This is a genomic window from Thalassotalea sp. LPB0316 (genome assembly GCF_014898095.1).
Taxonomy (GTDB): domain Bacteria; phylum Pseudomonadota; class Gammaproteobacteria; order Enterobacterales; family Alteromonadaceae; genus Thalassotalea_G.
Genome location: NZ_CP062946.1, coordinates 1,253,085 through 1,269,017, shown reverse-complemented (window position 1 = coordinate 1,269,017; position 15,933 = coordinate 1,253,085). Strand labels below are relative to the sequence as shown.

General features: G+C 45.1%; 6 protein-coding genes. 2 read left to right on the top strand and 4 right to left on the bottom strand.

The features are described 5' to 3' along the window. Positions 1 to 34: 34 nt before the first annotated feature. Together pulA (LP316_RS05605) and LP316_RS05600 are read right to left on the bottom strand one after the other, a co-directional pair. On the bottom strand, positions 35 to 4,333 hold the full coding sequence (pulA, locus tag LP316_RS05605; protein WP_193023196.1) for a pullulanase-type alpha-1,6-glucosidase: 4,299 nt from the start codon (positions 4,331 to 4,333) through the stop codon (positions 35 to 37). A 39-nt stretch (positions 4,334 to 4,372) separates the two neighbouring features. Beyond that, the gene (locus tag LP316_RS05600) at positions 4,373 to 7,282 is read right to left on the bottom strand and encodes a TonB-dependent receptor (protein ID WP_193023194.1); all 2,910 of its coding nucleotides are present in this window, start codon (positions 7,280 to 7,282) and stop codon (positions 4,373 to 4,375) included. A 446-nt stretch (positions 7,283 to 7,728) separates the two neighbouring features. Between LP316_RS05600 and pulA (LP316_RS05595) the strand changes: the two genes are divergently transcribed. Together pulA (LP316_RS05595) and LP316_RS05590 are read left to right on the top strand one after the other, a co-directional pair. Then, on the top strand, positions 7,729 to 10,509 hold the full coding sequence (gene pulA, locus LP316_RS05595) for a pullulanase-type alpha-1,6-glucosidase (RefSeq protein ID WP_193023193.1): 2,781 nt from the start codon (positions 7,729 to 7,731) through the stop codon (positions 10,507 to 10,509). A gap of 67 nt (positions 10,510 to 10,576) precedes the next feature. Beyond that, positions 10,577 to 12,610, top strand: coding sequence for a glycoside hydrolase family 97 protein (locus LP316_RS05590; RefSeq protein WP_413470666.1), 2,034 nt, complete (start codon positions 10,577 to 10,579; stop codon positions 12,608 to 12,610). A gap of 22 nt (positions 12,611 to 12,632) precedes the next feature. Here LP316_RS05590 and LP316_RS05585 read toward each other — a convergent pair whose 3' ends face one another. Further along, on the bottom strand, positions 12,633 to 13,784 hold the full coding sequence (locus tag LP316_RS05585) for a pyridoxal phosphate-dependent aminotransferase (protein ID WP_193023191.1): 1,152 nt from the start codon (positions 13,782 to 13,784) through the stop codon (positions 12,633 to 12,635). Next, positions 13,781 to 15,931 (bottom strand): 5-histidylcysteine sulfoxide synthase, encoded by a 2,151-nt coding sequence (gene ovoA, locus LP316_RS05580; RefSeq protein WP_226960811.1) that lies wholly within the window; start codon positions 15,929 to 15,931, stop codon positions 13,781 to 13,783. Before ovoA ends, LP316_RS05585 begins: the two co-directional genes overlap by 4 nt. Between the last annotated feature and the right edge of the window lie 2 nt (positions 15,932 to 15,933).

The following is a 15,933-nucleotide window of genomic DNA, read 5'->3' as shown; positions in this document are numbered from 1 at the left end:
CGAGCGCCTTAAAATTGAGTATTTGCACTAATCCTTATTTTTTAGTAATAGTGACGGTTGGGCTTTCAGGATTTGGCCCGACAACGGTAAATACATACGTTGCCGCCTCACTAATATCAACGGTTAAGTTGGTATTTGAGCCTTGGGTTAACCGATATGGCGTATCAAGACTAACTGCACTGGCGCCGTCATCACCCCCTAGGTTAACAGTCGACCAATCACCCGAGGCCACTTTAAATTCGTGGTTTTCTGCGCTTAAGTCGATTTCCACACTATAGGTGCTGTTACCTACATAACTAAGTGCATCAACCTCACCCCAGCCATTCATACCACCGCGAATATAAACCGTTGTATTACCAAACATCTCCGCGCTATAAACCGTTAACGTTGGCGCATTGATATCTTGAGTATCAAGAATAAAGGTATAGTCGCCAGCGGCAAACTCCATAAACAAGTTATCATTACTACCTGGTACTAATTGCTTTTCATCACGGACAGTAACTTCGCGATCGCCAGATGGCGCACCTAAGTTAACCGTCGACCAGTCACCAGAAGCGACTTTAAACTCATGGCTGCCCGCTGTAACTGTAATCGTTGTTGAGTAGCGGCCATCACCAATATACTCAAGCGGATTGTCTTCGCTCCAACCATTCATACCGCCGCGAACAAAGATCGTTGTACCCGCGTACGCTTCTTGATTGCGCACGTGCAATACCGGATTCTCAATATCTGACGCATCTAAAGTAAATACGTAAGTTGCATCTTCAGCAATTGTCATCGCTAAGTTGTCATTACTGCCTGGTAACAGCGTGAAATCTTCACCGACTATCACTTCGTTAGACGCAGCTGGTGCACCAAGGTTTACCGTAGCCCAATCAGCTGATGCCACTTTAAAACCGTAAGTGCCTGCAGTTAACGCAATTGTCGTGCGATAAACACCTTGGCCTTGGTAACTAAAGCTATCGACTTCACCCCAACCGTTCATTTCACCGCGAACAAACACTGTCGTGTCGCCATATGGCTCTACATCGGGTGCGCCTGAAGTTGCCGTAGCCAGTAAACCTTCGCCTTGGCTTTCACCTTGAGCTTTCACAAATACTGCTGTGGTATAGGCAGGTACATTAAATGTACCTTCCCCTTCACCCGCTGTAAAACTCGCACTAGCAACTTGGCTATCTACAGAGGCGGCAAGTACAGGATGTAAGCTAAAGCCAGAGGCCGTTGCCACCGTATGGCTAACATCATTTTCACTGGTGTTAATAACGACAACAATGGCGTCGTGAGCTGGATCTAAATCATCAAGGCCAAGACCATCGTCAATACTCATCACGATCAAGCCTTGGGTTTGCCCTTTGCCGATATTGTGAAAGCCAATGCGATCGATAATGTCTTCTGCGCTAGTGAGCTTAAACAAGGCACTTGAAGTTCTCACTTGCAAGAACTCATTAAACACGCTTGAAGCAAACATCATTTCAGACATGCCCACTTGGTTTAATGCACTTGAAGCGATACTCACTAAACTATCATCGTCGCGGCCCCCCTTATCTAGCGGTAAGCCAACGTTGAAGTTGTTAGTCTCCATCGCAAAATCAACATAGTTATACCAATCACCAGCGTCATAAGTGTTTCTATCAAGCGATTTAGAGCGCAAGAAGTCACCACCTAATTGCAAGAATGGAATACCTTGAGAAAGCAAAACGATGGAATGCGACACGTTTTGAATACGCACACGCTCTGCCATTGAATAAGCCGCAGGCAATTCAAGCTGTAACTGATCCCACAGTGATTCGTTATCGTGTTTTGAGATGTAGTTGATATTGTCTGCTGGATCTTTAGCATACATATTTGGCGAGTAGGCTGAGCCTGTGCTCGCGACACCGTTGTAATTGACCAACACGTAATCTGCTAGCGAGCCCGCGAGGCCTAATTTGACGATATCCTGCTTGATAAACGGACCGTTTTCTTCAGTATTGTTACTGAAAATTTCTGCCGTGCGAATGCCCTCGCGCAGGCGATCGTTAAAGGTCGCAATTTCAGTACCCGCCATATTAAACTGATTAGCTTGTGCAAAACCGCGATCGTCGCGATTCCAGCCTTCACCATAGAAGTAGTTATCAGGGTCAATTGCTTGAATAGCATCGCGCGCCGCTAACATTTGCGCTTTCGAGCCGTGGCTCATAATGTCAAATCTAAAGCCATCAAACTTATAGTGCTCGGTCCAAACAACCAATGAATCAACCATCAGCTTGTCCATCATGCGATGCTCAAGCGCGGTATCGTTACAACAGGTTGACTGAATGACACTGCCTGTTTCAATATCACGTGAGTGATAATAACCCGGCACCACTTTATCCAACACAGAGTTGTCGTAAGTACCAGCTGAGTTGGTATGGTTGTACACCACATCAAGCACCACGCGCAGCCCAGTATTGTGTAGCGCTTGGATCATCTCGCGCATTTCAATAATTCGGGCAACGCCATCAGGGTTAGACGCGTAAATACCATCTGGCACATTAAAGTGCTTAGGATCATAGCCCCAGTTGAAGCTATCAAAATTGCGCATCGCATCAACTAACATGGCAGCATCGATAGTATATGGCGAGTAGCTTGCTAACACATCTGCGAGCACAGCGTCATTGGCTTCCACACCACAAACCGGTGCGTTGGCATTTAATGCACATAGATCTGCAACTGTGTCAGTAATATCGACAATCGACCCTGCATCTTCGTTGACGGTGGCAATGTCATTTGCCGGCAGCATATGAAAATGCGTTAAGCCACTGTCGGCTAGTTTTTGTAAATGTTGAACGGGTGCAGAATCAACCTCAGTAAAAGCTTTGTACTTGCCGCGATTTGCCAGTGACACCGTGTTATCTCGAGCACTAAAATCGCGAATATGACCTTCGTAAATCACTGCGTCTTCAACATTAGCAATGGTTGGAATTTCATGGCTATCCCAACCTGCTGGCATTAAGTCTTCATCGGCCAAGTTAACAAACTGAGAGTAAATACCATTGGTTGATAAGCTCACCGAATACGGGTCGGTCACCGTTAATACTTCAATCGCTTTGGTTTGGTAGTGGTAAACCGTTACTTCAAACTGGTAAAACGCGCGATCAAGTGACTCATCGCCAGTGTACGACCAGATACCGGTTGCCGTATCTTCCGTCATTGAATAACGGCCAGTTTCGGTTTTGTTGGCATCAAAGACCAATAAATCGACATTTTGCGCCGTTGGTGCCCACAAGTTAACAGTAACTTCACCGTTCGCGTAAACCACGCCTAGTTGCGCCTCATCGGCATCAGCATCGCCTTGGGTATAAAGGACATCAAGCACTTTGTCTGCTTGCACGCCAGTTGCAAGCGCTGGTTTGTTTTCACCATCGTAGCCAACAACAAGCAATTGGTTTTTTAACACTTGTTTAGCGTCACTTGCCTGCCAATCACCTTGGAACGCTGGCCAATCGGCGACTTGTGGCGCAAGCGCACGTTGCTCATCGGTTAAATCAACGGGCGTTAATTCAAGTGAACTACCGGTGATATTGCCGTCGTCATCTTGTTCAATACCCGCACTTGCTGAGTGATGTAACTTAACGCTGCTAATACCTTCGTTATAGCCTTTCCAGACAATCGTATTGGCATCAATCCAATGAGCTGAATTACCCGAGGCACTAAAACCTAACGACTCAACAGGATATTCAAATACCGTTGGTACGCCGTGGAAGGTGAAGTTCATTCGAACAAAGCGCTCGTCATCTTGGTTCAGTGGCATTTGTAAGTCACTTGAGCCTAATGCCTTACCCGCATCGTCAGTGCCAATGTGAATAATAAAGTTGGCACAATCGCTGTAGCCGTCTTTTAAATTTAAGATCCAGTAAGCGCCGTAGTTTGGATCAACACCGTCGTGAATATGGCCATTTGCCCAATCAGAGCTATCAAATGGCGGCGCATAAGCGTCACAACTATCGCTATTCCAAGTGTGCAAGCGATAGCCTTCATAGGATGGATCATCAGGTGTGTTTTGCGCGCCCACATCACCGCGGTTGTAGTACAAAATCGCCTGATTTGCCTCAGGGGTAACCGAAGGTAGTGGTGCATTTTCATTAAAACCAACCACACACTCTTCGTTTAGTGCATCGGGAACCAATGGCGCTTTACATTGCAATGGCTCGGGATCGACACACATAGTGCCAGTAGCATCGGGCACTTGTGGTACGTCACAAGTTAATAAAGTTTGGCCGGGCGAGACATCACTAGAGCCACCGCCACAGGCACTAAGCAGCACTGTCAGCAATGCTACAGCCAATAATTTGATGATATTCGTTGCTAACATGAGCGACTCTCCGAAGTGAAAATTAACTGAGTTGATAACTTAAAACGCATAATTTGCCCCCAAGTAAAATTGGCGACCAAAGAACTGCGTTGTGCCGGTAAACTGTTTCGAGCCAAAGTAACTTTGGGTCGGTTCATCGGTTAAGTTATTCACTTGGAATAACACGCTTAGTTGCTCGGTAACATCGTAAGATGCCTGCATATCAACGACGATTTCATCATCGAAATTAACCACTTGCTCATTTACCCCCCACTGCTCTGAGACAAACTCTGAGCGATAACGAGTGTTGACCCGCGCTTCGAAATCTTGATAGTTCCAAAACAAGGTGGCATTTAAGACATTTTCAGATAACCCCGGCAGCGATTGCGTGCGCGTTTGGCCGCCTAAGTCAGTAAAAAACTCGACTTCACTTTTGGTGTATGAGTAACTGATGTTTAACCCTAAACCTGACCACAAATCAGGTAACATTGAGAAAATTTGGGTATAAGCTAATTCGATACCTTTAATACTGCCGCCTTCCTCATTGTTAATGGCGGTTGTATAAGTACCTACCGGATCTACGGTTACTGGTACACCGCTGAGCTCATCTTCAATCGTTTCAGGCACGTAGAAACCGTTGGCTCTGAAATCGAAATTGTAGATTGGCAAGGTTTGAACAAAAGACTCAATATCCTTGTAGAAGAACGCCGCAATAAAGGCACCATCTGAATCTTCAAAATAGCGCTCGTACGAAATATCGTACTGGTTGGCGTAAAACGGTTTTAAGAATGGGTTGTTGTCACTGTTACCAGAAATCTCACCATCGTCATTAATATTGGTACTTAAGTTTGAAACTAAGCGGTTAATTTCAGGGCGCGACATCACTTTCGCGGCAGCAAAACGCACTTGATCGTTATCGGTTAGGCGAAAGTTTAAGTTCATTGATGGCAAGTAATCGGTGTATTTTAAGCCTAAGCGTTTGAACGCATAATTGCTGTTGACTAAACCGACTTGATCGACAATAGGCATAGCACCAGCGGCAACATCACCACCAACGTCTTCATAAACCGTTGACGATTGATCGGTATCGACCATGCGAATACCAATGTTACCGGTTACCGGAATACCACCAATTTCGGTATCGATATTAGCCATCACGTACGCAGAGATCACTTTCTCGAAAACATCACCACTTTGTAATACCGACCACGACGAGTTGTTATCTATCTCGCCTTGACTATTAGCCCCCCAAGTTTGCACCGGTTGTGGAATACCGTTGGGGAACCACGCGGCAAGCGCCTGATCGAGATCGATAGCTAAATACGATGGAAAATAAGAAAAATCGCCTTCCCAATTAACCACTTCAACCATGTCTTCGGTGAGCTGTAATGGCGTTTCACGCGGCGAAAAAGCGCCGTCGTTACCATACTGATACAAGGAGCGATCATTGCTGTAATCTCGCTCTGAATAGCGCGCACCAAATTCAATCGCGCTAAAAAAATCGTTGTCTAAATCGTATTGTAAATCTAATCGAACCGCTTTGAGTTCATCTTCATTTTGGTACGGATAAATCCCGTATTTACTGACCATCAAGCGATTGATATCGGTTAAAGCATCGGCTTGGTTAAAACCAACATCAGGTAAATCTAAACCATTGAGTAAATAAGATAACGAAACATTGGTATCGAATACGGGTACGTCGGCATTGGCATCTTCGGCAACTAGCGCCCACAACAAACCATTGCGAAAGTTATTCGTAGCGTTGGAGTATGACAAATCTAAATCAGCGCTAAAACGCTCCGTCATTTGCCACTGAAGGTTCAAACCGTAATTTTGAATTTCATCAAAATCTTGGTTGTCATCGTTAACCGTTTCTACGCGCGTAAAACTCTTAGTCGTGCGATTAACCGTACCGCCAATCATCGCATTTTCAGCGATCACAGGGTTGGCATAAGCGGCGTTTTCACCACCAAATTTAACGCGGAAACCACGAGCAAATGTTTCGCTATCAAATTTCGAAACAAACGCATCTGCTCTCAGTTTAAAGACATCACTCGGCGCCCACTCAATCGCACCGACATAACCGTTACGGGTTTCTTCACCGCCTAAATGCTGTAATTCAAAACCTTCCGAAATGTATTCTTTGTCGATATCGCGTTCAGGGTTGGCACTGCCGTCGTCGTACACTGGGCCATCAACATCACCGTCAACCAAATCAATGTCTTTCACTCCGTTATAAGCAAAACCAATAAACTGAGTCGCAACACTTGGCTGATATAAACGGGCATAACCTAGGGCAACGCCAAAGGTTTCATCTAAAAACTTGCCTTGATAAGAAAAGCTAAAACGATGGCCAAATTCATTGGCATCTTGCACTTCGCTAGCTCTGTCGTTATACATACCACGGGCATTAATATTGAATTTGTGATCTTGATCTATGCTCAGTGGGCTCGCCGTTTTCAACTCAACGGTACCGGCAACACCGCCTTCAATAAGCGACGCTTTAGGTGATTTGTAGACTGCCGCTTGGCTGATGAGCTCAGACGGATATTGATCGAACTCAATACTGCGGCTACCGCTGGTTGACACTTGCTCGCGACCGTTCAACGTTGAAAAAACAAAACCGCCGTCCATCCCGCGAATATTGATTTCTGCCGCTTGGCCACCGGTGCGCACAGCTGAAACGCCGGGTAAGCGAGTTAAAGCGTCAGCCATTGAAACATCGGGTAATGCCCCCAAATCATCCGCCGATAGTTGCTCGGTCACGGTATCGGCAAAGCGTTTGGCATTAATGGAATCGATTAGTGATTTGCGAAAGCCGGTAACTTCAATCACTTCGATTTGTTCATCTTGAGCATCATTCGCTACTTGTTGCGCTTGATTTGGCTCTGCTGTTTGGGCAATCGCGCCACCAACAGAAAAAACACCACACGACAACAACGCAAGCGACAATTTGCTTGGTTTAAACATGTTATCTTCCCCAGATTACTCTCTGTAGTTAGTTAACTTCGTGGTTAACTTTTATTGTTTATAACCAGTGCTAACAATGAGCTAACAATGGCCTTTTTAGCGTTCAAAAATTCAACGCCATTAGCCACTTTATGAAACAAATTCGCGTTCACCTATAAATTGCATACGTATTCAAAAACCAAGCTAAACGTCCAAAACATTAATAATTTCACGTCAATAAATGCAATCAAAATAAGAGCTTTTACTCGAAATTAAGCGCAAAGGTATGCCAGTTAAGGGCGGGTAAAAAACGAACAAAATTTGGCATCTAATATTCAAGGTTAACTTTTCATTAACACTGCACTTTTTGAATACGTATGCATAATAGATAGGCTATCTTCTTATTAACCCTGTTACTCGATAGATTAGAGACACAATAAGAATCACTAAAAATAGACTTCATTATTATGCGTGTTTTGCTTACCAGTTTACTTTCATGCGCGGTGTTGATGGCCTGTGATAAACAGCCTGAAAAATCTGCGACGACTTCTCCATCGCTAACATTTACCGGTGAAGCCATAAGCCAGGTTGAATCAGACTTTGCCGGTCACTGGCTAACAAATTCAACCATTGCGCTGCCGCAATCAACCAACGCAAGGCTAACCTTAGTCGAGCTGCCAACTAAATCTCAGTTAGCTGGCAAGCATCAACTTAGCGGCTATGCACTTGAGCCCATCGAGTTTCCGGCAGTATTGCAGGCAAAGTATCCACACCTAGCCGATTTCCAGCTCTACCGCGTCAATGTTGAGAGCACTAAAATCAAAGACATGATTAAAGGTCGCGTTGCCGTGATAGAAAGCGAGCAAGATAAACTTGGCTTTATTCATCATGTTCAAACGAGTTATGTGATCGACGAGCTTTATACCAGCGGTGATTTTGATGCCGACGAAATAACTGATTTTGGCGCGCTAGCCAATGCGACGTCTAGCCAGTTTAAGTTGTGGTCGCCAACCGCGCGTAACATCCAAGTTAAACTCTTTGACCAAAACAAAGCGTTGGTTGACACCAAGGCGATGAACTTTGATGGCGAAACGGGTGTTTGGCAACTGGTTGTCGATCAAAACCTCGATGGCTACTACTACCAATATCAGATTGAAACCTACCACCCTCTAACGCAAAACATCGAGCAATTTACCACAACCGATCCATACTCATTAAGCCTTTCCACTAACAGTGAGCACTCACAGATTGTCGATTTATCGAGTCGCTCAACCATGCCTGAAGGCTGGCAAACACAGCGCGACCCAGTTTTAAAAAATAAAGAAGATGCGATTTTTTACGAGCTTCACATTCGCGATTTTAGCGCGGCGGAAAAACGTCTTACTAACGAAGCAAATCGCGGCAAATACGGCGCGTTTAACGAAACAGACTCTTATGGCATCAAACACTTACGAACACTCAAAAACGCGGGTTTAACCTATATTCACTTATTGCCGACCTTTGATATTGGTACGATAAACGAGGAGCCCGGTGTTGCTTTTGCTTTATCTGACAAGGTTGCCAAGGTTTGCCAAGCACGACCTGAAGTCAGTATTTGCTCACAGGAATTAGCACCCGAATTAACCCTCAAGCAAGCACTATCTAGCTATGATCCGCTATCGAATGAGGCACAACACCTAGTTTCTGAACTACGCGAATTTGATAACTACAACTGGGGTTACGATCCGTTCCACTACACAGTGCCAGAAGGTTCATACGCCGTTAACCCAGAAGGTAAAGCGCGTATTGTCGAGTTTCGCCAGATGATCCAAAACATCCACAATATGGGATTTCGGGTGATCATGGACGTGGTTTATAACCATACCCATCAAGCGGGCTTAGCGCCAACGGCAGTGCTCGATAAAATCGTGCCTAATTACTACCATCGCCTCAACCCAATCAGCGGCGCAATTGAGCAATCTACGTGTTGCGACAATACCGCTACAGAACGAGTGATGATGGAAAAGTTAATGATCGATTCACTGGTTGTTTGGGCAAAAGATTACAAAATTGATGGCTTTAGATTCGACTTGATGGGCCATCAACCCAAATCGTCAATGCTCAAAGCGCGTGATGCCGTGCTCAGCGTTGATAGCGATAACTACTTTTACGGCGAAGGTTGGAATTTTGGTGAAGTGGCTAACAACAAGCAGTTTGTCCAAGCCAGCCAGTTAGAGCTAGCCGGCACTGAAATCGGCACCTTCTCTGACCGTTTACGCGATGCCGTGCGGGGCCCAGGGATCAGTGTGTCGGGTAATGATATTCGTCGCAACCAAGGTATCGGTAACGGCTTGGGTACCATTAACAACGAGTTGCAATCAGAGCCTGGCGCGCCAGACTATCAATTACTGCTCGATCAAACCCGTATCGGCTTAGCAGGTAACTTAGCTAACTATCCTTTAACCTTAAAAACAGGCGAGCAAGTATTGGGGAAAGAAGTGCCATATGGCGACCAACCAACTGGCTACGCCCTTGATCCCGCCGATACCGTTAACTATGTTTCAAAGCACGATAACCAAACCCTTTGGGATAATAACCAATACCGCACCGACTTCTCAGTCAGCCGAGATGAACGCGTGCGCATGCATATTCAAAGTTTGTCATACGTGATGTTGGGCCAAGGTATTCCGTTTATTCACATGGGCTCAGAGCTACTGCGCTCAAAATCATACTTACGCGATAGCTACGATTACTCCGACTGGTTCAACTATGTCGATTTTTCAAAGCAAAGTAATAACTATCACGTTGGTTTACCGCCAGCAGAAAAGGATCAACAAAACTGGCCGCTGATCAGCAAGATTATTCGCACCAATAATGGCAAAGATCAGGTAACGCCTAACGATATTGAGCTAGCTTCGCAGATGTTTAACGATTTATTGAAAATTCGCACATCAAGCGATTTATTTAGGCTCACCACTGAGCAAGCCATTATAGATCAGCTAAGCTTTTTAAATAGCGGGCCAACGCAACAAGACGGCTTAATTGCCATGCATTTAGTCAAAGCCGACAACAACGATTCAGCTTTTAATGAAATTATCGTGCTGTTTAACGCTAATCGCACTGCGTTAACCTTTGCTTATCAAGGGGCAGAACAGTTTAGCTTACACCCCGTATTAACAAAAAGCGTCGATAGTACGGCACAACAAAGTAAAGTTAAAGGCGGCACCTTTGTAGTACCAGCACTAACCACAACGGTCTTTGTAAAATAAAAAATTCGCTCGCCGACTATTATTATGGCGAGCACGTCGAGTTAAGAAAAATCACAACGAGATAAACATGAAAAAATTAATCACCTTAGCCTCCAGTATGTTGCTCAGCCCATGGCTGATGGCAAAAACGGTAGAAGTTACCTCACCTAATGGTGAGATTGTCGTGACCATTAACGATGACAATGGCCCGCGTTACAGTGTGATCTATCAGGACAAGCCGGTTATTGAGCCATCGCGTTTGGGTATGTCATTTAAAAAGGCGCCGAGTTTTGGTGATGGCTTTACCATTGAACGTGTCCAAAATGCCAGTAATCATTCGAGCTGGACTCAACCTTGGGGTGAGCGCAAAGAAGTCGTTGATAGCCACAATGAGGTGGTGGTTACATTTACTGCCGATCGCAAACAAGCACACACTTTCGATGTAAAATTTCGCGTATTTAATGATGGCCTAGGCTTTCGCTATGAAGTAAAAAAACAAAAAGGCTTGAGCGGTGATATCGAGATCACCGATGAGGTAACAGAGTTTGCCATTAACGATGGCGAAAACGCGACAGCATGGTGGATACCTGCTCGTGGCTGGAATCGCTATGAGTATATATATAACACCACTAAGCTCAAAGAAGCGGCGCTAACTCACACACCACTCACCTTTAAGTTAACCAACGGCACCCATGTTTCAATCCACGAAGCAGCACTGGTTGATTATGCCAGTATGACATTAAATCAACGCCGCCCTGGTACCTTAAAAGCCGATTTAACCCCATGGTCAGACGGCATTTTAGTGAAAAAACGCGATAGCTTTACCACCCCTTGGCGTACCATTCAAATTAGCCAACAAGCAACCGGCTTACTTAATTCTGATTTGATCCTCAACCTCAACGAGCCCAATAAGCTTGGCGATGTCTCTTGGGTTGAGCCAGGTAAATACGTTGGTATTTGGTGGGGGATGCACATCAATGAAAATACTTGGGGCAGCGGTGATAAACATGGCGCGACCACGGCAGAAACTATTCGCTATATGGATTTCGCCGCCAAGTACGGTTTTGATGGCGTATTAGTTGAAGGTTGGAATGAAGGCTGGGATGGCGACTGGTTTAACAATGGTGATATTTTTAAGTTTGATAAACCCTACCCTGACTTTGATATTGACGCCGTTAGTGCCCATGGTAAAAAAGTGGGTGTTCGCTTGATTGGTCATCATGAAACTTCGGGTAACGTCACGAATTATCGCAATCAAATGGCTGAAGCCTTCACCCTGTACAAAAAACACAATGTTGCTCAAGTAAAAACCGGCTATGTTGCCGATGGTGGTAATATTAAGCGAGTTGATAACAATGGCATTGTTCGCAAAGAGTGGCACGATGGTCAATTCATGGTCAATGAGTACTTATTCAATATATTACAAGCGGCCAAATATCGCATTAGTATTAATACTCACGAGCCTATTAAAGACACCGGCTTACGCAGAACTTATCCAAACTGGATTTCTCGTGAAGGCGCTCGTGGTCAAGAGTACAACGCATGGGGGACACCGCCAAACCCACCTGAACACACAACAATTTTACCCTTTACTCGCATGCTATCTGGGCCAATGGATTTTACCGCCGGTACTTTTGATATGGGGTTTAATGGCTTAGGTGCTGACACTAACCGTCCACAAACAACCCTCGCCAAGCAATTGGCATTGTTTGTTGTGATCTACAGCCCGATTCAAATGGCTTCGGACTTACCGCGCAATTACGAAGCCAATTTACCGGCCTTCCAGTTTATTCGAGATGTACCGACCGATTGGGAGAAGTCAGTGGCGATTGCCGGTGAAATTGGCGAATACGTTGCCTTTGCGCGCCAAGAGCGCGATGGTCAAGACTGGTATTTAGGCGCAGTAACAGATGAAAACTCGCGGACACTGGATTTAAAGCTCGACTTTTTAACAACAGGTAAAAAGTACCAAGCACAAATTTATCGCGATGGTGAGACTGCCGAATGGGTAAATAACCCGTATGAAATGGTGATTGAAAAGAAAACGGTAACTGCCGATGACATATTATCGGTAAAACTCGCCACCAGTGGCGGTGTCGCGATTAGGTTCAAAGCGCTTTAACAAAGCGCTCACTTTTTCCTTATTAACCGTTAAGAAAGTTACTCAGTCTTGCCAAGCCTTCGGCAAAGTCCTTTTGCCCTAGGCCCAATCGACAATAGGGGCCTGATAAACCGAACAAACTCGTTGGCAGTAATAAAACACCGGTTTGCTCGGCGCAGCGCTTTGTCCATACTTCAATACTATCGCCTGCTAACAATTTATCTGAAAGTTTTATCGTAGCTAAAATCCCAGCCTGAGGTTGATGCCAAGTAATTGCTGAATGCTGGCTGAGAAATTGGTTAAACAGCTTGATGTTTTGCTCGATAATCGCGTTAGCGCGCGCCAAAATTGGCTGGTGATTAACTAACGCTAAGTGGGCTAGATATTCATCAACCGCGCTGGTACAAATCGAACCACTGGCTTTTTGAGCGATAAGGGCATTGCGCACTTGTTGGTCTTGGCTAATTGCCCACCCTAGGCGAATACCTCCTAAGCCAAGGCTTTTCGACATCACATTGATCAGTATGGCTTTGTCATAGTCAACCTTGCGAACAGCGCTGTTTTGCTGATATTGGCTGGCTTGCGAGACATCGTCAAGCACTAGGTAACAATGATATTTTTGGCACAAATTGACGATCGACTCGAGCTCATGCTCACTTAATGTCATGCCGGTTGGATTGTGTGGGCTGTTGATCACCACCATCGCTGTTTTCTCAGAAAACGCTGAATTAAGTGCTTGCCAATTAACTTGCCATTGGTTTTCAAACGCTAGCTCAACCGCTATTAAGTTGGCACCACATTGCTCAGCCATGGCCTGTAATGACGGATAACTCGGCGTCATTACAATCACTTCATCGCCAGGTTGTAAAAGCGCGTGATAAACACTGCGCAGTGCTTCTTGCGCGCCGGCAAAAGTCACTACATCAGCAGGCTTTAGCCAAGTTTGCTCAAACACCTGATGATGAAAATCACATATCGCTTGGCGCAGTGCCCCGCCACCTTCTATGCTGGCATAGCTAAGCTCAAGCTCCGCCATCGACGGCTGTTTACTGTCACAATAAGCTAATAAGCTACTAATCGTCATAGTCTGTGCGCAGGAATTACTCAAATTAACCGCAATATCACCTTCAATCGAGCGACTAAAGGCGATATGTGCAGGGAGTTCGCTTAACGTATTTACTTGACTCGTGCTCAATTTGCTTTCTGCCAAACACTGATGTGCATAATACTTAAACGCGCTTGACGATTATTCTGCGGTATGACTTTGGTCATCTGATCTTGCTCAATTAACTCAAAGCTTGGCATCAAAATCTCGCTCACCGCATCGAAGCCAGTGACGTTTTCACCGTTGATTTTTGTCCCACCAAGACGCTTTTCAGCCGGCACTCGCTCAGGGTTGATACTGTAGTCACTGACCAATATAAACAAGCCGCGTGAATTTAGCCTGTCGGCAACTTGCGCTAAGAAGCTTCTAGCGTCGTAACACTGCTCGAGTAACTGCTGAGCAACAATAATATCGTAATCGGTAAATATCGGTTTTAGGTTACCAGCATCACCTTGGCTAAACAGTACATTTTGAGGCTGAATTGATTGCCCGTTAAACTGTTCAAACTGGCTCAGTGTCACTTCATTAAAATCAACAATTTCCCCTTCGTTTTCTATCGAGTAACGCACCGCTTCACCCTGCTGTAACTTAACCGCATGCTGAATAAATCGGGCAGAAAAATCAACGCCGTCCACTTGCTCAAAGAGTGAAGAAAGTAAAAAACTCGTTTTGCCGACACTACAACCTAATTCCAACAAACGCGCTCTAGGGGTTTGATAACGTTCACTAATATCACTGACCTTCTGAGCTAATTGATCGGCGTAATTTGGCATGGCAAATTGATGATCGCCGCCTTTGGCGTAATAACAAGCCAACTGCTGAGTAATTTCTTTATTGGTGATGAAGTGGTTGACTTCGATATCAGGAATACTATCACTGTGGCTTTCGATATAACGAAAACCAGCGTGTTGCATAAAGTGACGACGAAAAGCGTAACGCGAGTATTTGATCGCTTCATTACCTGTTGAAATCCACGAACCACCTTTGATTAGGTTATGCTTGCCATCAAACGTTGGCGTGGAGAAATCATCGTATAACGGATGCACTTCAAAGCCATTAAAACCGTCAATCGCAGATTCTGTCCACTGCCAGACATTGCCAATAACATCGTAAAACTGTTTATGCTCAAAGCGATTAACAGGGCATGACGAAGCATAGTACTCAAGGTTAATATTGCCCTTGGCTTCAGGCCATTGGGTGATATCGCCCTGAATACGATCGCGTAAGCAATACCACTCAGCTTCACTAGGTAGGCGAATATTTTTGCCTTGCGTATGACCTAACCAATTACAAAATGCCTTAGCTTCAAGGTAATTAACTTCAACTGGCCAATCGAGTGGCAATGGCATGGCATTGAGTAAATTGCGCTGATAATAATTACCGTTTTCTTTAAACCAAAATCGCGGCATGCTCGCTTGCTTGTACGCTAACCATGATTGGCCTTCTTCCGTCCAAAACTCTGGCTTTTGGTAGCCACCCGCTTCAACGAAGGCCATGTACTCACCGTTTGAAACCAAGTATTGCGAGGCATTAAAATCTGGTACCTCTACTTGAGCGCTACCGTATTCGTTGTCCCAGCCATAGGTGTCGGCATTAACTGGCTTACCAAGCGTGACGGTGTGGCCAGCTGCGGGTAGTAAGCTGTTTTGTGGCGCTGCACCAGACGATGAGCAGGCTTGCCAGTCATTTTTGGGTGTGAGGTATTGGCTATCGAGCATCCGCATGATCACCGATGAGGTTTCCAAATGGATACGTTCGTGCTCACAGCCCATCATAATAACCCACGCTAGTGAGTCTTGTGTTATCGGCAGGCTCAATGGCATTTCATCAATCAACTGACAAATCAATTGGTATACTTGATTGCGATAGGCACGCACTTCGTCAACACTCGGCCAATCGTAATGGGTGGCATCCAAATCATCCCAGCTCATTTCATCAACGCCAACCGCACAAATCGCTTCGAGCTTCTCGTTAACACGCTGATTAATGTATTTGCCCAACATCAACTTATTGATAAAAAATGTTGCGGTATGGCCGTAGTAAAAAATCAACGGATGCCTCAACGGCTCAGGGCGGAGAAAGTAAGCCTCGTCGCTATTAATTAAGCTAAATAACGCTTCATATGTTTGCCATGTATTTTCGAAATAGTTTTTGAGTTCATCGCGCTTTGCTTCAATGCTATCGCCCGTTAACAAAACGGTTTTCATTTGGTGTTTAGTGATATTGCTTGTACTCATAA